General features: G+C 66.2%; 19 protein-coding genes. 14 read left to right on the forward strand and 5 right to left on the reverse strand.

Features of this window, described 5'->3' with window-relative positions; all coding sequences use genetic code 11:
• Positions 1 to 10: 10 nt before the first annotated feature.
• Positions 11 to 313, reverse strand: coding sequence for a DUF2470 domain-containing protein (locus AC1M2K_RS07910; protein WP_480240535.1), 303 nt, complete (start codon positions 311 to 313; stop codon positions 11 to 13).
• A gap of 127 nt (positions 314 to 440) precedes the next feature.
• Between AC1M2K_RS07910 and AC1M2K_RS07915 the strand changes: the two genes are divergently transcribed.
• The 4 genes from AC1M2K_RS07915 (at position 441) to AC1M2K_RS07930 (ending at position 5,095) form a co-directional block, all read left to right on the forward strand.
• The gene (locus AC1M2K_RS07915) at positions 441 to 1,418 is read left to right on the forward strand and encodes a TIGR03885 family FMN-dependent LLM class oxidoreductase (protein WP_480240536.1); all 978 of its coding nucleotides are present in this window, start codon (positions 441 to 443) and stop codon (positions 1,416 to 1,418) included.
• Positions 1,415 to 3,088 (forward strand): alpha-amylase family protein, encoded by a 1,674-nt coding sequence (locus AC1M2K_RS07920; protein ID WP_480240537.1) that lies wholly within the window; start codon positions 1,415 to 1,417, stop codon positions 3,086 to 3,088. The genes AC1M2K_RS07915 and AC1M2K_RS07920 overlap by 4 nt, the downstream gene beginning before the upstream one ends.
• 99 nt (positions 3,089 to 3,187) lie before the next feature.
• A complete protein-coding gene (locus AC1M2K_RS07925; RefSeq protein WP_480240538.1) occupies positions 3,188 to 4,462 on the forward strand; it encodes a serine hydrolase domain-containing protein in 1,275 nt (424 codons plus the stop codon).
• Between the two features lie 114 nt (positions 4,463 to 4,576).
• Positions 4,577 to 5,095: a DinB family protein gene (locus tag AC1M2K_RS07930; RefSeq protein ID WP_480240539.1), complete on the forward strand. Its 519-nt coding sequence runs from the start codon at positions 4,577 to 4,579 to the stop codon at positions 5,093 to 5,095.
• A gap of 18 nt (positions 5,096 to 5,113) precedes the next feature.
• Here AC1M2K_RS07930 and AC1M2K_RS07935 read toward each other — a convergent pair whose 3' ends face one another.
• Complete coding sequence (locus AC1M2K_RS07935) at positions 5,114 to 5,950, reverse strand: SDR family NAD(P)-dependent oxidoreductase (protein ID WP_480240540.1); 837 nt, start codon at positions 5,948 to 5,950, stop codon at positions 5,114 to 5,116.
• A gap of 188 nt (positions 5,951 to 6,138) precedes the next feature.
• On the opposite strand from AC1M2K_RS07935, the gene AC1M2K_RS07940 reads away from it, so the two are divergent.
• The 3 genes from AC1M2K_RS07940 to AC1M2K_RS07950 are packed head-to-tail and all read left to right on the forward strand — an operon-like array spanning position 6,139 to position 7,924.
• The gene (locus AC1M2K_RS07940) at positions 6,139 to 6,606 is read left to right on the forward strand and encodes a DUF4383 domain-containing protein (protein WP_480240541.1); all 468 of its coding nucleotides are present in this window, start codon (positions 6,139 to 6,141) and stop codon (positions 6,604 to 6,606) included.
• A complete protein-coding gene (locus tag AC1M2K_RS07945) occupies positions 6,607 to 7,074 on the forward strand; it encodes a DUF2243 domain-containing protein (RefSeq protein WP_480240542.1) in 468 nt (155 codons plus the stop codon). It abuts the gene before it with no gap.
• Positions 7,067 to 7,924: a cytochrome c oxidase assembly protein gene (locus AC1M2K_RS07950; protein WP_480240543.1), complete on the forward strand. Its 858-nt coding sequence runs from the start codon at positions 7,067 to 7,069 to the stop codon at positions 7,922 to 7,924. Before AC1M2K_RS07945 ends, AC1M2K_RS07950 begins: the two co-directional genes overlap by 8 nt.
• On the opposite strand, the gene AC1M2K_RS07955 is transcribed toward AC1M2K_RS07950, so the two are convergent.
• Together AC1M2K_RS07955 and AC1M2K_RS07960 are read right to left on the reverse strand one after the other, a co-directional pair.
• On the reverse strand, positions 7,903 to 8,556 hold the full coding sequence (locus AC1M2K_RS07955) for a hypothetical protein (protein ID WP_480240544.1): 654 nt from the start codon (positions 8,554 to 8,556) through the stop codon (positions 7,903 to 7,905). The genes AC1M2K_RS07950 and AC1M2K_RS07955 overlap by 22 nt on opposite strands.
• Positions 8,557 to 8,582: 26 nt before the next feature.
• Positions 8,583 to 9,092 (reverse strand): universal stress protein, encoded by a 510-nt coding sequence (locus AC1M2K_RS07960; protein ID WP_480240545.1) that lies wholly within the window; start codon positions 9,090 to 9,092, stop codon positions 8,583 to 8,585.
• 133 nt (positions 9,093 to 9,225) lie between these two features.
• Here AC1M2K_RS07960 and AC1M2K_RS07965 point away from each other — a divergent pair, with 133 nt between their 5' ends.
• Genes AC1M2K_RS07965 through AC1M2K_RS07985 form a run of 5 tightly spaced genes read left to right on the forward strand, consistent with a single transcriptional unit; the run spans position 9,226 to position 13,031 of the window.
• Positions 9,226 to 9,957 carry a 3-oxoacid CoA-transferase subunit A gene (locus AC1M2K_RS07965; RefSeq protein ID WP_480238574.1) on the forward strand — a complete coding sequence of 244 codons (732 nt, stop codon included), beginning with the start codon at positions 9,226 to 9,228 and terminating at the stop codon, positions 9,955 to 9,957.
• Entirely contained in the window at positions 9,954 to 10,622 is a 669-nt protein-coding gene (locus tag AC1M2K_RS07970; RefSeq protein ID WP_480240546.1) for a 3-oxoacid CoA-transferase subunit B, read from the forward strand. Before AC1M2K_RS07965 ends, AC1M2K_RS07970 begins: the two co-directional genes overlap by 4 nt.
• Positions 10,619 to 11,791 carry a thiolase family protein gene (locus tag AC1M2K_RS07975; RefSeq protein ID WP_480240547.1) on the forward strand — a complete coding sequence of 391 codons (1,173 nt, stop codon included), beginning with the start codon at positions 10,619 to 10,621 and terminating at the stop codon, positions 11,789 to 11,791. The genes AC1M2K_RS07970 and AC1M2K_RS07975 overlap by 4 nt, the downstream gene beginning before the upstream one ends.
• A 10-nt stretch (positions 11,792 to 11,801) precedes the next feature.
• On the forward strand, positions 11,802 to 12,578 hold the full coding sequence (locus AC1M2K_RS07980; RefSeq protein WP_480240548.1) for an IclR family transcriptional regulator domain-containing protein: 777 nt from the start codon (positions 11,802 to 11,804) through the stop codon (positions 12,576 to 12,578).
• A 3-nt stretch (positions 12,579 to 12,581) separates the two neighbouring features.
• The gene (locus AC1M2K_RS07985; protein WP_480240549.1) at positions 12,582 to 13,031 is read left to right on the forward strand and encodes an SRPBCC family protein; all 450 of its coding nucleotides are present in this window, start codon (positions 12,582 to 12,584) and stop codon (positions 13,029 to 13,031) included.
• 18 nt (positions 13,032 to 13,049) lie between these two features.
• On the opposite strand, the gene AC1M2K_RS07990 is transcribed toward AC1M2K_RS07985, so the two are convergent.
• Positions 13,050 to 13,787 carry a TetR/AcrR family transcriptional regulator C-terminal domain-containing protein gene (locus tag AC1M2K_RS07990; RefSeq protein ID WP_480240550.1) on the reverse strand — a complete coding sequence of 246 codons (738 nt, stop codon included), beginning with the start codon at positions 13,785 to 13,787 and terminating at the stop codon, positions 13,050 to 13,052.
• A 121-nt stretch (positions 13,788 to 13,908) separates the two neighbouring features.
• Here AC1M2K_RS07990 and AC1M2K_RS07995 point away from each other — a divergent pair, with 121 nt between their 5' ends.
• Together AC1M2K_RS07995 and AC1M2K_RS08000 are read left to right on the forward strand one after the other, a co-directional pair.
• Complete coding sequence (locus tag AC1M2K_RS07995; protein WP_480240551.1) at positions 13,909 to 14,604, forward strand: DUF2306 domain-containing protein; 696 nt, start codon at positions 13,909 to 13,911, stop codon at positions 14,602 to 14,604.
• A gap of 74 nt (positions 14,605 to 14,678) precedes the next feature.
• The gene (locus tag AC1M2K_RS08000; RefSeq protein ID WP_480240552.1) at positions 14,679 to 15,758 is read left to right on the forward strand and encodes an NAD(P)-dependent alcohol dehydrogenase; all 1,080 of its coding nucleotides are present in this window, start codon (positions 14,679 to 14,681) and stop codon (positions 15,756 to 15,758) included.
• Positions 15,759 to 15,894: the final 136 nt, after the last annotated feature.

Here is a 15,894-nt window from a genome sequence, read left to right on the forward strand (position 1 = left end):
CAGGCGCCGGTCAGTGCGCCCGCGGCGGAAGCCCCAGCTTCTCGCACGCGGCGTCGTAGAGCACGACCACTTCGCGGCGGATGCCTGCGCGTTCGGTGACAGGGACGGACCACGCGATCCTGGCCTCGGACTCCTGGCCGGCGGATGTGACGGACCAGGTGCCTCCGTCGCCGTCGAGGCCCGTCATCACGGCGGAATCGGCGGCGGGATCGGCGAACGCCCGAACGATCACGAGGTTGTCTGCGAGGTGATCGGTGTTCATGTGCCTGAGCACGGCGTCGACGATGTCGGCGGTGAAGACGTGGGTGGTCATGCCCCCATTGGAGTGCAACGGACTCGACGGTGTCAATTCGCCGCTAGCACGGCACGCGTCCGAACCGCGAGGGGTAGCCGTCACGTCGGGCCGCTGCCTAGGCTCGGCACCGACCGGAAGGGTATGAATGACAGTCATCGGCTTCCACGCCTCCCACGAACAAGTCCACCCTCGCGCACTGCTCGACGCGGTCGTCCGCGCCGAAGCCGCCGGATTCCAGGCCGCCATGTGCTCGGATCACTTCGCCCCATGGAGCGAACGGCAGGGCCAGTCCGCATTTGCGTGGTCCTGGCTCGGCGCAGCGCTGCAGGCCACCTCGCTTCGCCTGGGTGTCGTCAACGCGCCTGGACAGCGGTACCACCCGGCGATCATCGCGCAGGCCGCTGCCACGCTGTCCGCGATGTACCCGGACCGGTTCTGGGCGGCTCTCGGCTCGGGGGAAGCGGCGAACGAGCACATCACCGGAGATGGCTGGCCGAGCAAGGACGTGAGAAACGCCCGGCTCCGGGAGAGCGTCGACGTGATGCGGCGGCTGTTCGCCGGCGAGGAAGTCAGCGTAGACGGCCATGTGACCGTCGATCGGGCGCGCCTGTGGACCCGGCCCGAGACACCGCCGCCGCTGCTGGCTGCGGCGGTGAGTCCGGCGACCGCGGCATGGGCCGCCGGGTGGGCGGATGGGCTGGCCACCGTCGCCCAGGCGCCCGCCGACCTCGAACGGATGGTGGATGCCTACCGAGGGGCGGGCGGCAGTGGTCCGCTCGTGCTGCAGGTCCACGTGAGCTACGCGCAGACCGATGAGGAAGCGCTCGCCATCGCCCACGACCAGTGGCGCACCAACGTGTTCTCCCCTCCGGTCTGCTGGGATCTCGACAGCCCAGAAGCGTTCGACGAGGCGGCGAAGCACGTCACACCCGACGACATGCACTCGACGGTGCTCATCTCCTCTGACCCGGGCTGGCATGCCGCCAGGCTCGCCGGCTTCTTCGACCTCGGCTTCGACGAGATCTACCTTCACCATGTGGGAGTGGAGCAGTCCGAGTTCATCGATGTCTTCGGTGACCGGGTGCTTCCGCAGTTCGTCGAGCGGGCGGGGGCGACAGCATGAAGATGACCGATACGGCCGACCTGTGGTGGAAGACCGCCGTCGTGTATTGCCTCGACGTCGAGACCTTCATGGACTGGAACGATGACGGCGTTGGCGACCTCGCCGGCCTGGCGCAGAGGATGGATTACCTTGCCGAGCTCGGAGTCACCTGCCTCTGGCTCATGCCGTTCTATCCGACTCCCGACCGCGACGACGGCTACGACATCACCGACTTCTACGGGGTCGACAAGCGGCTGGGTCACCATGGTGACCTCGTCGAGATGGTCCGCACCGCGCACGACCGCGGCATGCGGGTGATCGTCGACCTCGTGGTGAACCACACGTCCGACCAGCATCCGTGGTTCAAGGCCGCCAGGTCGAGTGTCGATTCGCCGTACCGGGACTTCTACGTGTGGAGGGATAAGCCGCCGAAGAAGCAGGCGGCGACGGTGTTCCCCGGCGAGGAGTCCAGCGTCTGGGAGCTCGACGAGAAGACTGGGCAGTACTACCTGCACCGGTTCTACAAACACCAGCCCGACCTCAACGTCGAAAGCCCGCGCGTGCGCGATGAGATCGCCAAGGTGATGGGTTTCTGGCTGGAGCTCGGGATCCACGGGTTCCGGGTCGACGCGGTCCCGTTCTTCCTCGAACCGTCGGCGGGCAAGGCGACCGGCGACACCTACGGGGACCCACACGACTACCTGAAGTCGCTGCGATCGTTCCTGGGCCGCAGGACCGGCGACGGCATCCTGCTCGGTGAAGTGAACCTGCCCAGGGAAGAGCAGGTGCAGTACTTCGGTGGTGAGGCAGCCGACGAACTCACGATGCAGTTCGACTTCGTCGCCATGCAGAAGTTCTACCTCTCCCTGGCCCGCGAGGATGCGCGGCCGCTGGCCGACGCCCTCGCCGCCCGGCCCGCGATCGGGTCGCAGTCGCAGTGGGCGAACTTCCTCCGCAACCACGACGAGCTCACCCTCGACAAGCTCACCGAGTCCGAACGCGCCGAGGTGTTCGACGCGTTCGCGCCCGAAGAGAAGATGCGGGTGTACGACCGCGGCATCGTGCGGCGGCTGCCGTCGATGCTCGACGGCGACCCGCGTCGCATCCGGATGGCGTACAGCCTGCTGTTCTCGATGCCTGGCACACCTGTCCTCTTCTACGGGGAGGAGATCGGGATGGGAGAGAACCTCGCCATTCCCGGGCGCGGCTCGGTGCGCTCTCCGATGCAGTGGACGAGCGGGACGAACGGCGGATTCTCCCGCGCCAGGAAGTCGCGGCTGACGGCGCCTGTGGTCGACGACGGCTTTTCGCCCGAGCACGTCAACGTCGCCGACCAGCGCCACGATCCTGACTCGCTGCTGCATTTCATGCGCCTGTTGATCAGGATCTACCGCAACTCCGCAGAGATCGGCTGGGGCGACTTCGCCGTGCTCCCGCAGCCGAACGATGCCGTACTCGTACACACCGTCACCGGCGCCGAAGGACAGATGGTGGCCGTGCACAACTTCAGTCCCGATCCGACGGTCGTGTCGATCACTGTTCCTGGAGCGGATGCGTCGACGCGGCTCATCGACCTCCTCGAAACGGGCGAGGTTGCATTGTCGGATGGCGGCGGCGCCGATCTGACGCTGCCCGCATACGGCTGCCGATGGCTGCGGGTTGCCGACGACACGACGAAGCGATTGTACTGATCGTGTAACGGTGCATAACATCCAGCGGTTCTCGTCATCGAGCGGTGACGGGCTCGGCTAGACTCCCCATTTGTAGGGCCATCAGGGGGATGGATGAGAATGAGTAAAGCTCGCGGCAGTCGCACTGCTTTGCTGACGGTCGCGATGGGGGTTGTTCTCGGCCTGTCCGCATGCGCCGGCACCTCCACCACTCCCGTCGAACTGCCCGAGCAGCCGGCCGAAGCGCTCCCGGCAGCCTCCGCAGATGCCCTCGACGCGGCGTTGACCGAAGCGATGGCGCTCGCCGCTGCATCCGGAGGAATCGCCGGTGTCTGGGCACCGTGGTCAGGAAGCTGGGTCAGCGCGGCAGGGACCACAGCACCCGGCGGCGGCGAGAAGATGACGACCGACATGCGTTTCCGGGTCGGAGACAACACCAAGCCGATGACGTGCGACGTCTTGTACGGCCTCGTCCAGGACGGCACCGTCGCACTCGACGACAAGGTCTCAGACCATCTCCCGTCGATCGTCGGGATCGATGGGATCACCCTCGGGCAGTTGTGCCACGGCACCTCAGGACTGGGGGACTACAGCGGGAGCCTCGGCGCGATGTTCGCCATCAATCCAACCCGGCAGTGGTCACCGGTCGAGCTCATCTCGGACGGGATCGCCAACCCGGGCACCGGTGCGCCTGGCGAGGCATACGCCCCGTCCGACACGAACTATGTCCTGCTCGGTCTCGCCCTGCAGGAAGCAACGGGCGATGACTGGCAGACGCTGTACAAGCGTTACGTCTTCGACAGGCTCGACATGGACGACTCCCTCTTCCCCGAGCCTACGACGCTGACCATCTCGGCTCCGTTCGCGCCAGGCTGGGAGTCTTTGAAGCTCGCCGACGGCACGCTCGCCTGCGACGCCCCCACGGACGAAACGGCGCTGTCCAACTCGCAGGTCTTCACAGCGGGCGGAGTCGTGTCTTCCGTCGACGACCTGCACAGGTACGCCCAGTCATTCGCGACAGGCGCGCTGCTCGGCGAGGAGCTGAAAAAGGACGCCTGGACGACGGTTCCGCTCGGCGAGGATGCCCCCGCGTGGCAGGCATTCGGCCCCGGCGGACTGCAGATGGGCCCGATGCGCGGACAGGCCGGCTCGATCCCCGGCCACATCACCGCGATGCTCTCCGACCCGACGACCGGCCTCACCGTGGTGGTCATGCTCAACAACTCCACTGCCGGGGCGGGTTTCACCCAGTTGCTTGCCATGAAACTGGCGGCCATCGCCGCGAAGGCCGCGCCCGTGAAGGGACAGAAGCTTCCCGTCGTCGGTCTGCCATGGTCAGAGGAACAGATGACCGAACAGCTCGCGGGCAAAGCCGTCTGCCAGCCCGCCGCCTGACGCGTCGTCGGCGATCCGTGCAGTCGGTCGCGTCTGTGGCGGTTGACCGGAAGTCGACGCCTGTCGGCAGTTTTCCATCGGCGGACACGGTCGGATCGGCCATAGGTTTGGGGCATGGTCATCACACCCGACACGAAGAACTGGACCTGGGTCCTGGAACGCGAATGCCCCGAGTGCGGGTTCGACTCGAGCGGAGTGACGCTCGGAGAGATTCCCGACCTGCTCCGTGCCAACGTGCGGGGGTGGCCGGAAGTGCTCAGGAGGCCAGACGTGAGGGCGAGGCCGGACGACGCAACCTGGTCGCCCCTCGAATACTCCGCCCATGTGCGGGATGTCTTCCGGATCTTCCACACCAGGCTCGATCTCATGCTCGCCGAGGACGACCCCGAGTTCGAGAACTGGGACCAGGATGCGACCGCTGTCGCAGAGCGCTACGAGGAGCAGGACCCGCAACAGGTCGAGTCAGACCTGGTCGCAGCGGGACTCGCCCTCGCCGACGCGTTCGAGCGGGTGCCGGACGATGCTGCAGAACGCACGGGGCGTCGCAGCGATGGGTCGCGGTTCACCGTGGTGACGCTGGGCAGGTACCTCCTGCATGATCCGGTGCACCACCTGTGGGACGTGACCCACTGAGCATCCGATTCGGCCGGATCAGCGACGTTCGACGGGTGAGCCGACCAGTTCGGCGCTGAGGTCCCAGAGTCGCGCGGCGAGCCCGGTGTCGTACGCCTGCGGGTTCGCCTTCGCGATCTGCCGCTTGTCGTAGTACGCGCCTGGCACCCAGTCGACGCCCGGCACCGTCGTGGCCAGCCAGACGAGCGTGTCTGCGCCTTCCTCCGGTGAGATCAGGAAGATCTTGAACACGCTGCGGTAGACGAGGCGCATGAGGCTGGTCGATCCGGTGGCGAAACTCGTGGCCACGATCCCGGGATGGAACGCCGCGGTGGAGATCCCGCGTTCGGCGTAGCGGTTGTGCAACTCGACGGTGAAGAGGATGTTTGCCAGCTTCGCGTTGCCGTACGCGCGGTTCTCGGAGTAGCCGTGTTCGGCGTTCACGTCGTCGATGTCGAACTTGCCGAACCGGGAGTTCGCCACGCTCGAGGTGTTGACGACCGTGGCCCGGCTCTCGGCCAGGCGGTCCATGAGCAGGTTCGTCAGCAGGAACGGAGCCAGGTGGTTCACCTGGAACGTCTTCTCGTTGCCGTCGACGGTGGTTTCCCTGTGGCCGAGGATGCCGCCGGCATTGTTGGCGAGGACGTCGATCCGCGGGTACCGCTCGAGGAGGGCGGCGGCGAGTTCGCGGACGTCGTCGAGGCGGGCGAAGTCCGCGACGAAGAAGTCGGCACCGATGGCGGTGGCGACCGCCTTCGTCTTCGCGGGCGACCGACCGACGACGACGACCCGGTCTCCGCGCTCGGACAAGGCCCTCGCAGCAACGGCACCGATGCCGTCGCTTGCTCCGGTGATGATCACGGTTCGTGCGGTCATGGTCCCTCGCTCCTGGTCGAAGGTCGAGCCTAGACCGCCCACCGGAGAATCGCCCGGTGAATCGGCTCACGGAAGTCAAAGTCAAGTCCCTGCCGCGCCAGGACGCGGCGAAATAGCTTGATTCCAGCGGGGCACGCGGCCGATGGCTCTCCGCGTCGGCTGGTCACACTCTGAACAAGGAGCACATCATGACATCTCGACCTGCAAATGCCCAAAACACGCGGACGGGGCGCGCGCCGGTACAGCTGGCGGCGCTTGTCTTCGGAATCGTCTTCATTCTCGTGGGTGTCCTCGGATTCATCCCTGGCATCACCACCAACTATGACGCGCTGCTCTTCGCCGGAAGCGATTCTGCGGCGCTTCTGCTCGGGGTGTTCCAGGTGTCGATACTGCACAACATCGTGCACCTGCTGTTCGGCGTTGCCGGTGTGGTGCTCGCGCGCAGCTTCAGCGGCGCCAGGAACTATCTCATCTGGGGAGGCGTGATTTACTTCGTCCTGTGGATCTACGGACTTTTCGTGTCCGGTGACACGCCGGCGAACTTCGTCCCGGTAAACAACGCGGACAACTGGTTGCACCTGGTCCTGGCGATCGCCATGGTCGCATTGGGCGTACTGCTTGGGCGCCGGAACACCACGACGAAAGCTCGCGGCTGAATGTCCGCGAAGCCCGACGCTGCGCAGAACCTCTGGTCGGGGGTTCTGCTCGGCATCGGCATTGCCGCATTCGTCGATGAGACCGTGTTCCACCAGTTGCTTCACTGGCACCATTTCTACGACCGTGGCACCCCCGCCGCCGGTCTGATCTCTGATGGCATCTTCCACGCATTCGGCTGGTTCGCCACCGTAGCTGCGCTGTTTCTCTTCGCAGACCTGCGCCGCAAGCACAGCCTCGACCGGCGCAGGTGGGGAGCAGGCATCCTTCTTGGCGCCGGCGTGTTCCAGCTGTACGACGGAACCGTCCAACACAAACTGCTCGGACTTCACCAGATCCGGTACGACGTCCATCTGTTGCCGTATGACATCGCATGGAACGTGGTCGCCGTTCTGCTCGCCGGTGCAGGAGCAGTCCTGCTCATCCGCAGACGGCGTGCACCGGGACGAGCCGGGTCGGACGATGCATGACCACGGCGGCGGCATCTCGCCCGTGGAGGTGGGCGGGTTGGTCCTGCTCGTGCCTCTTGCCGTCTATCTGATTGCCGCACTCCGCTCAGGGGGCCGCGCCCGGTGGCCAAAACGTCGGATTCTGGCCTGGATCCTCGGATGCCTCGTGGCGGCGGTCAGCATGCACGTCGCGACGACTCGACACGAAGATTTCACCGCACACGCTGCCGCCCATGTCGGTCTGGGGATGCTTGCGCCTCTTCTGCTCGTGCTCGCGGCCCCGGTGACGCTTGCACTGCGTTCCCTGAGCGCCGTTCCCGCCAGGAGGCTCGCAGGTGTCCTGAAGAGCTGGCCGGTTCGGATTCTCGCCCACCCGGTGACAGCGGGATGTCTGAGTCTTGGAGGAATGTGGCTGCTGTACGCGGGCGGACTCTACGGGAGTATCCACACCAACGGCATCCTGTTCGTTGCCGTCCACGTTCACGTCTTCGCTTCCGGGTGCCTCTTCACCGCTTCCATCGCCTGTGTCGACCCGAATCCGCACCGCTCGGGTTTCGCCGTTCGCGCGGTCGTGCTCTGCCTCGTGGCGGCCGGGCACAGCATCCTGGCCAAATATCTGTACGGTCATCCGCCCGCCGGAGTCTCGTCGGCGGATGCTGAGACAGGAAGCCTCCTTATGTACTACGGCGGAGACGTCGTCTCGGTTGCCCTCGCCGTTGTGCTTTGCGCAGCCTGGTACCGCGATGTCGGACGACGACGGGAACGCACCCGGGCACGACAGCGGCCGAGCGGGTTCCACACGGACAGCTTGTCAGCCGAGCCCGCCTGGGTGGAGGAAGGCCTGCGGACTCAGCGCTCGTCGTCGCCCTGATGCTCCAGTGACGGAAGGTCCACCTCGAGCAACAATCGCAGCCGGTCCTGACGGTCGAGAACGTAGTCGGGGTCGTCGGAGAACGATTGCATCCGTTGTTCGACTTTGGCCTTGACGTTCTCACCGATGTCCTGCCACGCCGCTGCGCGCGCCCGTTCGGCGAGTGTTGAAACGGCATCCGGGTCGTTCCGTGCCTCCTCCAGCGAGTCGGCAAGAGCGAGATAGAGCTGTTCCCGACGCCGAAGCGTGCCTGCGTCGATGAGGTGGTAATCGTGCGCATGGTCCGCCAGTCCACCGGAGAGGTCGGTCGCCGCCCTCGCCTCGGTCATCATTTGAGCGTTGTCACGCTGCTCCCTTGCGGCACGCGCCAGTTCGTCAGCCACGATGTGCGCGGTCGCCTCCTCGTCGAAGGGGAGGTTCTCCTGCAGGGCGCGGAGGATGAGGCGATTCTTCACGGCAAGGGTCACGCCGTGCCTGGCGATGAGGAGGCCCTCCTCGAGGGCCTGTTCGAAGGGTGCGAGTGGCTGCGGCTCCGGCCGGAACGGCGGTCGGCGAGGCGTCCGCCTCAACACCTTTGCCAGCCAGGACCTGCTGGAGCGCTTGTCACTCTCCACACCGCCAGCGTATGCCATCCTGCCTCCGTCGGTCGGGCCGCTGGTCACTTCCCGGCGGCCTGCTTCGCGGCATCGAGCTGAACCTGGTCGTTGTTGTGCACGATGAGCACCGGGCAGGTGGCATGGGCGACACAGGCGGAACTGACTGAGCCGAGGAGCAGGCCCGAGAATCCGCCGTGCCCGCGGGAGCCGAGAACGAGCATCTCCGCACCGGCGCTGTATCTGATGAGCGCCTTCGTCGGGATCCCCTGCTCGTATGACAGCGTGAATCGCGCCGGCCGGTCCGAACCGAAGGCGGCCTGCGCGGTGTCCTCGAGCAGCTTCTCGATGTCCTTCTCCGGGGTCCAGCCGGATTCGTACTGGTAGAAGTCGAACATGGAGTGACTGCGCTGCCAGACCGCGAACGCTTCGAGGGGGACGTCGAGGGCGTCAGCGAGCCTGCGCCCTTCGCGGAGCGCTTTCACGGAGGACTCTGACCCGTCGATTCCTACGATGATCGCGGGTGTCGCCTGGCTGCCGGAACCCGCGTCACCGGCACGTTCATTGTCCGTCATGGTGTCAGTATGCTCCGACGGGTGTCCGGGTGGAAGGGTGCAGGCGCCGACAGGGTGCTCTGGACTGTTCGGAGCGATCGGCGTACCATGATCATGATGTGAACGGATGTTCGCTAGGTGAACGGATGAAGACATGATTTCAAAGGTGATCGACGGTCTCGAGCAGGCAGTCTCCGATGTCGCCGACGGTGCCGTCGTGATGATCGGAGGATTCGGTCGAGCGGGGCAACCCGTGGAGCTGATCGACGCCCTCCTGGCACAGGGCGCTACCGACCTCACGGTGATCAACAACAACGCGGGCAACGGGGACACGGGTCTGGCAGCCCTGCTGGCCGCGCGCCGTGTCAGACGGATGATCTGCTCGTTCCCCCGCCAGAGTGACTCGCATGTCTTCGACGCGCTGTACCGCGCGGGTGACATCGAGCTCGAGCTGGTGCCTCAGGGGAATCTCGCCGAACGCATCCGTGCTGCCGGTGCGGGTATCGGCGCCTTCTACACACCGACGGGGTACGGCACGGCGCTCGCCGACGGCAAGGAGACGCGCGAGATCGACGGCCGGTCCTACGTCCTCGAATACGCCCTGCCTGCCGACGTCGCACTGGTGAGCGCCTGGCGCGCCGACCGCTGGGGAAACCTCGTGTACCGGAAGACCGCGAGGAACTTCGGCCCGATCATGGCCGCGGCCGCGACGACGACGATCGTGCAGGTCGACGACGTCGTCGAGCTCGGCGCACTCGACCCGGAGGCTGTCGTCACCCCTGGCCTCTACGTCGACCGGGTGGTCGCTGTGGGTGAACGCGCCTGGCTGCGAAACGGTGAGTTCATCGGCGACGGTTCGCTCGCCGACGCTGGAGCCGTCGCATGACCACCAGAATCAGCCGCGACGAACTGGCCGCCCGGATCGCCCGCGACATCCCCGAAGGTGCCGTGATGAATCTCGGCATCGGTGCACCGACGCGCGTGGCGAACTTCCTTCCGGCAGATCTGGAAGTGATTCTTCACACTGAGAACGGGATGCTCGGCATGGGCCCCGAGCCGGAAGCGGGCCAGGTCGACCCGGATCTCATCAATGCAGGCAAACTGCCGGTGACCGAACTCCCGGGGACCGCATACTTCCATCACGCCGACTCGTTCGCCATGATGCGTGGCGGGCACCTCGACGTCTGCATCCTCGGGGCGTTCCAGGTCTCCGAACGGGGCGACCTCGCCAACTGGTCGACAGGTGCGGCCGACTCGATCCCCGCCGTCGGCGGTGCCATGGACCTCGCCATCGGCGCGCGGGAGGTCTACGTGATGACCGATCTCTTCACCAAGTCGGGGAAGTCGAAGATCGTCCGTGAATGCAGCTATCCGCTGACCGGTGTCGGCTGTGTGACCCGGATCTATACGGACCACGCGATCTTCGATGTCACCCAGGACGGCCTCGCGGTCGTCGAAGCCTTCGGCGACAATACCGTCGAGGAGTTGCGGCTGGCCACAGGACTCGACCTGACCGACGCAACGGCCACCGACGACAGGACGCACGCATGACCGGCAGTTTCATCTACGACGCAGTGCGCACGCCGTTCGGTCGCTACGGTAAAGGCCTCGCCGGGGTCCGGCCGGACGACCTCGCCGGCCACACTCTCGCGGCACTGCTCGCGAGGCATCCGGGGTTCGACCCCGCCCGGATCGACGATGTCCTGCTCGGCGACGCGAACCAGGCCGGTGAGGACAACAGGAATGTCGCGCGCATGGCGGTGCTTCTCGCCGGGTTGCCGACCTCCGTGCCGGGTGCCACCGTGAACCGGCTCTGCGGCTCAAGCGTCGAGAGCGTGATCCAGGCCAGTCGTGCCGTCGAAACCGGAGACGCCGACATCGTCGTGGCCGGCGGCGTCGAGTCGATGAGCCGCGCCCCGTGGGTGATGCTCAAACCGTCGAAGCCGTACCCGGCCGGACCGGAGACGCTGCATTCCTCAACGCTCGGCTGGCGGATGGTGAATCCGCGGATGCCTGACCAGTGGACCGTCTCCCTCGGTGAGACCGCTGAACTGCTCGCCGAGCGGTTCTCGCTCAGCAGGGAAGACCAGGACGCGTTCGCGGCTCTCAGCCACAGGAATGCCGCAGCGGCGTGGGCCTCCGGTCACTACGACGCCGAGATCGTCCAGGTGCCCGGCGCGACCCTCAGCAGGGATGAAGGCATCCGTGACGACGCGTCCGTGGAATCGCTGGCGCCGCTCAAGCCGGCGTTCCGTGAGAACGGCTCGGTGACGGCGGGCAACTCGTCGCCGTTGAGCGACGGTGCCTCGATGCTCGTGATCGGCGGAGAAGATGCCCCTCTGGATGCCGAACCGCTCGCGCGGATCATCGGACGCGGGGTGAGCGGAAACGATCCCCACACCTTCGGCATCGCGCCGGTCGAAGCCGCCAACCGGGCGCTGGCCCGCGCTGGCAAGACCTGGGCAGACGTCGACCTCGTGGAACTCAACGAGGCATTCGCCGCCCAGAGCCTCGCCTGCCTGAAGCTGTGGCCGGAGCTCGACCCGGCCAGGGTGAATGTGCACGGCGGAGCGATCGCACTCGGTCATCCGCTCGGGGCGTCCGGCGGCCGGATCATCGGACACCTGGCGCAGGAACTGAAACGACGCGGCGGCGGTGTGGGTGTCGCCGCGATCTGCATCGGGGTGGGACAGGGCCTGGCCGTCGTGCTCGAACGATAGCGTGGGGAGCATGACCGACGATCCTGAACCGAGTGGACAGTACGTCCAGTCTCTGGCACGCGGCCTGAGCGTCATCAGGGCGTTCGGGCGGGACCGTCCGAGCATGACGCTGAGCGACATCGCCGAAGCAACGCAGCTGACGCGCGCGACGGCGAGGCGATTCCTGCTCACTCTCGTCGAACTCGGTTACGTGCGAGCGGACGGGCGCCTGTTCGTCCTCACGCCGCGGGTACTCGAACTCGGTTTCTCCTACCTTTCCGGACTGGCACTGCCGGAGATCGTCGGTCCGCACCTCGAGCAGCTCTCCCGGCGGCTCAACGAGTCAGCCTCCGCTTCGGTGCTTGACGACGGCGACATCGTCTACATCGCCCGGGTGCCCGCCCGGCGGATCATGACGGTGTCCATCACAGTCGGAACCCGGTTCCCCGCCCACGCCACGTCGATGGGGCGGGTGCTCCTCGCCGGGCTCGGAGATGACGACCTCGAGCGTTATCTCTCCTCGATCGCGCGGACCGCCCTGACCGAGAGCACGATCACGGATGCAGTTGCCCTCCGGGACACCCTGCACCAGGTGCGCGAACAGGGCTGGGCGCTCGTGGACCAGGAACTGGAACAGGGCCTGCGGTCGATCGCCGCTCCACTCCGCGGGGCGGACGGCGCGGTGGTCGCGGCGATCAACGTGTCGACGTCGACCTCGACGGCCAGCCTCGAACGGATCAGGGACGACTACCGTCCCGCCATCCTCGCCACTGCCTCGGACATCAGCGACACTCTCGCCCACCTCTGAACGATGGCCGTGTCCTTCGAGCTCCGCACCCGGCTTGCCATGCCGGTTCAGGCCGCGTTCGACCTGTCACGGAGCATCGACGAGCATGTCGATTCGATGGCGGGTAGCAATGAGCGCGCTGTCGGCGGGGTCACGTCCGGGCTGATCGGCGACGGGCAGGATGTCACGTGGCGCGCCGTGCATTTCGGCATCCCGTTCCGGATGACGAACCGGATCACCCGCATGTCTTCGCCGGATTCGTTCGTCGATGAGCAGGTCGACGGACCGTTCCGGTTCTTCCGGCACGAGCATGTGTTCGTTGCGGACGGGCCCACGACCACGATGATCGATCGCGTCTCTTTCGCGGCGCCGTGCGGCATCTTCGGAATCCTCGCCGAGAAGCTGGTCCTCGGGCGCTATCTGCGCCGGTTGATCGAGGAGCGCAACCGTTTCCTCGCCTCTCCGCAGGTCTGACGTCCAGCGTCGCGGCTTTCAGGCTGTGCCGGCCACCAGCTCGGTGTCCTGCTTCGGCCGCACGGACGTCCAGTTGCGCTCACGGAGGCGGTCGAAACCGTCGAGCAGCAGGTCGAGCGCGAACTCGAATTCGAATTGGTCGTCGCATCCGCTGCCGACGACCGACTCCTCCTCGTGTTGCACTGACGCGGCCATGGTGGCGATGTTGGGGTAGCGCTCCGCCAGTTGCTGCAACATGGCGGGCGGAACCGTTGCTGTCCCCTCCACTGCTGGAGTCGTCGAGTCATCGAAGAGCTCCTGTGTGAATCCCCACATCCGGCCGCCGATGGCGTGCATCACGTGGTGGGTCAGATCCACCGAGAAGCCTCCGGCGAGGAACATGCCGATGAATGAGTCCATATAGTCGAGGACGGGTGGGGTTTTGTTCACGCGCGACTCGATGGCCTGCCGTGCCCAGGGGTGTCGCTGGAGTGCCTGCCGCGCAGACAGCACCCTCATCCTCACTGCGCTCTTCCAGTCCGCGTCTGCGACCGGTGGGTCGATCTCGCCGATGATGACCTCGACCATGCCGTCGAGGAGAGCCTCCTTGTTTTCCACGTGCTTGTACAGCGCCATCGGAACGACGCCGAGTTCATGTGCCAGCCTGCGCATGCTCAGTGCTTCGATGCCGATCTCATCGGCAAGGGTCACGGCGGCCTGCAAGACCCGCTCGCGATTCAGGCGGACACGGCGCTCCGCGTCGATCTGCTCGGGCATTGGTTTCCTCCGTTGCGCGTCTCGCTACGTCACTCTTGACAGGAGTACACAGTACACATTAGCCTGCCCAACAGAGGTGTACGCCGTACACTCACGCTGAATTCACGAGAAGGAATCGGCCATGACCGCAGTCGCCACCCCGCCCAGACGCACGCGAAGCCAGTGGCTGGCCCCGGCCGGACTGATCCTGCTGAGCCTCATACCGATCCTCGCCGGAGCCGCGCGCCTGACAGAGTTGACGGGAGGGGCGGAGATCACGCCTCGGAATGAGCGATTTTTCGACTCACCGATCCCCGTCGTGACTCACATTGTCACGGTCACCGTGTTCAGCGTGCTCGGGGCATTCCAGTTCGCCCCGAGCCTCCGCCGGCGAAGCTGGCACCGGGTGGCCGGCCGCGTCCTGGTGCCTGCCGGCGTGCTCGCCGCGGTGTCCGGCCTGTGGATGACGGCCTTCTCTGACCTGCCCGCTGGAGACGGGGTGGTCCTCATGGTCCTCCGCCTGATCTTCGGATCGGCGATGGTTGTGAGTATCGGCCTCGGATTCGCCGCAGCCCTGCGTCGCGACTTCGTCGCGCACAGCGCCTGGATGACGCGCGGCTATGCGATCGGCGTCGCCGCAGGAACGCAGGCAATCTTTCTCATCCCGGCAGCGCTCATCTTCGGCCCCACTCACGAGCCGTCGCGCGCGGTCTTCATGGGCGCCGCGTGGGTGGCGAACCTCGCCGTCGCCGAATTCATCATCCGTCGCCGGTCGGCGCGTCCAGCCGGACCGACACATCGCAGGGCGGCGCATCGCGAAACTGCCAGGACCTCTTGACAGGCGTACGCCGTACACCTTAGTCTCCTCGTGAAGGGTGTATACCGTACACCTTCTGATCCAAGGGGCTCGTCATGAAAACCACTCCTTCTCCCACCGCATCCATGCTGCGCCAGACCGACAGCGAACGCGCGGAACCGTCGGGCACGATGGCGGCAGCCGTCTACCGCCGCTTCGGGTCGCCGGACGTCGTGCGGATCGAGACCGTCGCCAGGCCCACGCCAGGTGAGGACGAGATCCTCATCAGGGTCGAAGCGAGCACAGTGAGCATCGCCGATCATCGCGCCCGCAGCCGTTCCGTTCCGAAGGGCCTTGGGCTGCTTGCCGCGTTCGGACTCGGATTCTTCCGCCCCCGCCACCGCATCCTGGGGATGGACGCGGCCGGCGTGGTTGCAGCAGTCGGATCGAGAGTCACCCGATTCGCCCCCGGTGACGAGGTCATCACGATGCTCGGAGCCCACTGGGGTGGGCACGGAGAATACGTCTGCGTGAATCAGGATGCCGCCGTCACGGCGAAGCCACGCAACATGACGTTCGAGGAGGCGGTTGCGCTCGTCTTCGGCGGGATGACCGCCCGGATCTTCCTGAACCGGGCGGACATCAGGCCGGGCGACCGCGTCCTCGTGAACGGTGCGTCCGGGGCGGTGGGAACGGCAGCCGTGCAACTGGCGAAGCACCTGGGCGCCCACGTGACCGGAGTCTGCAGCGGCGGCAAGGCTGACCTCGTCGCCTCCCTCGGCGCCGATCGGGTGATCGACTACAACACGGAGGACTTCGCCGCAGACCCGGCAACCTACGACGTCATCGTCGACTGTGCGGGCACCGCCACGTTCACGCGGGTGGAAGCATCCCTCAGACCGGGTGGCGCGTTGCTGATGGTCGTCACGGATCTCGCGGGGATGATCCGGGCCGCGAGCCGCACCCGGAAGAGCGGAAAGCTGGTGGCATACAGCGGCGGTCCGAATCGGGCGGAAGACCTCGCCTACCTCGTCGACCTCGCGGAATCGGGCCGGTTCCGTCCGGTGATCGACCGCACGTTCGACCTCGAAGACATTGCCGAGGCCCACCGGTATGTGGATGCCGGTCACAAGACGGGGAACGTCGTGCTGCGAATATCGTCCAGCGCACGTCGCCATACCGCGGCGATGGAATGACTCCCATCCGCCCCACGACTACGGCCCGGCGATGCCTGCCTCAGGCCGACACCGTCATCCGCAACGGGTGAACTTGGGCCGCGGTGGGTGCAACCGGTGTCCACTCCGTTGACCGTGTGGCCGTGCCAGGAGAATA

Source organism: Mycetocola sp. Y171 (assembly GCF_056713165.1).

What these genes read in the sequence shown, in the direction of transcription:
- AC1M2K_RS07915 (WP_480240536.1), top strand. Translation starts at nt 441, where the DNA reads ATGACAGTCATCGGCTTCCACGCCTCCCACGAACAAGTCCACCCTCGC.
- AC1M2K_RS07965 (WP_480238574.1), top strand. Translation starts at nt 9,226, where the DNA reads ATGATTTCAAAGGTGATCGACGGTCTCGAGCAGGCAGTCTCCGATGTC.
- AC1M2K_RS08000 (WP_480240552.1), top strand. Translation starts at nt 14,679, where the DNA reads ATGAAAACCACTCCTTCTCCCACCGCATCCATGCTGCGCCAGACCGAC.
- AC1M2K_RS07955 (WP_480240544.1), bottom strand. Translation starts at nt 8,556, where the DNA reads ATGGCATACGCTGGCGGTGTGGAGAGTGACAAGCGCTCCAGCAGGTCC.
- AC1M2K_RS07985 (WP_480240549.1), top strand. Translation starts at nt 12,582, where the DNA reads ATGGCCGTGTCCTTCGAGCTCCGCACCCGGCTTGCCATGCCGGTTCAG.
- AC1M2K_RS07935 (WP_480240540.1), bottom strand. Translation starts at nt 5,950, where the DNA reads ATGACCGCACGAACCGTGATCATCACCGGAGCAAGCGACGGCATCGGT.
- AC1M2K_RS07995 (WP_480240551.1), top strand. Translation starts at nt 13,909, where the DNA reads ATGACCGCAGTCGCCACCCCGCCCAGACGCACGCGAAGCCAGTGGCTG.
- AC1M2K_RS07980 (WP_480240548.1), top strand. Translation starts at nt 11,802, where the DNA reads ATGACCGACGATCCTGAACCGAGTGGACAGTACGTCCAGTCTCTGGCA.
- AC1M2K_RS07950 (WP_480240543.1), top strand. Translation starts at nt 7,067, where the DNA reads ATGCATGACCACGGCGGCGGCATCTCGCCCGTGGAGGTGGGCGGGTTG.
- AC1M2K_RS07945 (WP_480240542.1), top strand. Translation starts at nt 6,607, where the DNA reads ATGTCCGCGAAGCCCGACGCTGCGCAGAACCTCTGGTCGGGGGTTCTG.
- AC1M2K_RS07960 (WP_480240545.1), bottom strand. Translation starts at nt 9,092, where the DNA reads ATGACGGACAATGAACGTGCCGGTGACGCGGGTTCCGGCAGCCAGGCG.
- AC1M2K_RS07970 (WP_480240546.1), top strand. Translation starts at nt 9,954, where the DNA reads ATGACCACCAGAATCAGCCGCGACGAACTGGCCGCCCGGATCGCCCGC.
- AC1M2K_RS07975 (WP_480240547.1), top strand. Translation starts at nt 10,619, where the DNA reads ATGACCGGCAGTTTCATCTACGACGCAGTGCGCACGCCGTTCGGTCGC.
- AC1M2K_RS07990 (WP_480240550.1), bottom strand. Translation starts at nt 13,787, where the DNA reads ATGCCCGAGCAGATCGACGCGGAGCGCCGTGTCCGCCTGAATCGCGAG.
- AC1M2K_RS07920 (WP_480240537.1), top strand. Translation starts at nt 1,415, where the DNA reads ATGAAGATGACCGATACGGCCGACCTGTGGTGGAAGACCGCCGTCGTG.
- AC1M2K_RS07940 (WP_480240541.1), top strand. Translation starts at nt 6,139, where the DNA reads ATGACATCTCGACCTGCAAATGCCCAAAACACGCGGACGGGGCGCGCG.
- AC1M2K_RS07925 (WP_480240538.1), top strand. Translation starts at nt 3,188, where the DNA reads ATGAGTAAAGCTCGCGGCAGTCGCACTGCTTTGCTGACGGTCGCGATG.
- AC1M2K_RS07930 (WP_480240539.1), top strand. Translation starts at nt 4,577, where the DNA reads ATGGTCATCACACCCGACACGAAGAACTGGACCTGGGTCCTGGAACGC.
- AC1M2K_RS07910 (WP_480240535.1), bottom strand. Translation starts at nt 313, where the DNA reads ATGACCACCCACGTCTTCACCGCCGACATCGTCGACGCCGTGCTCAGG.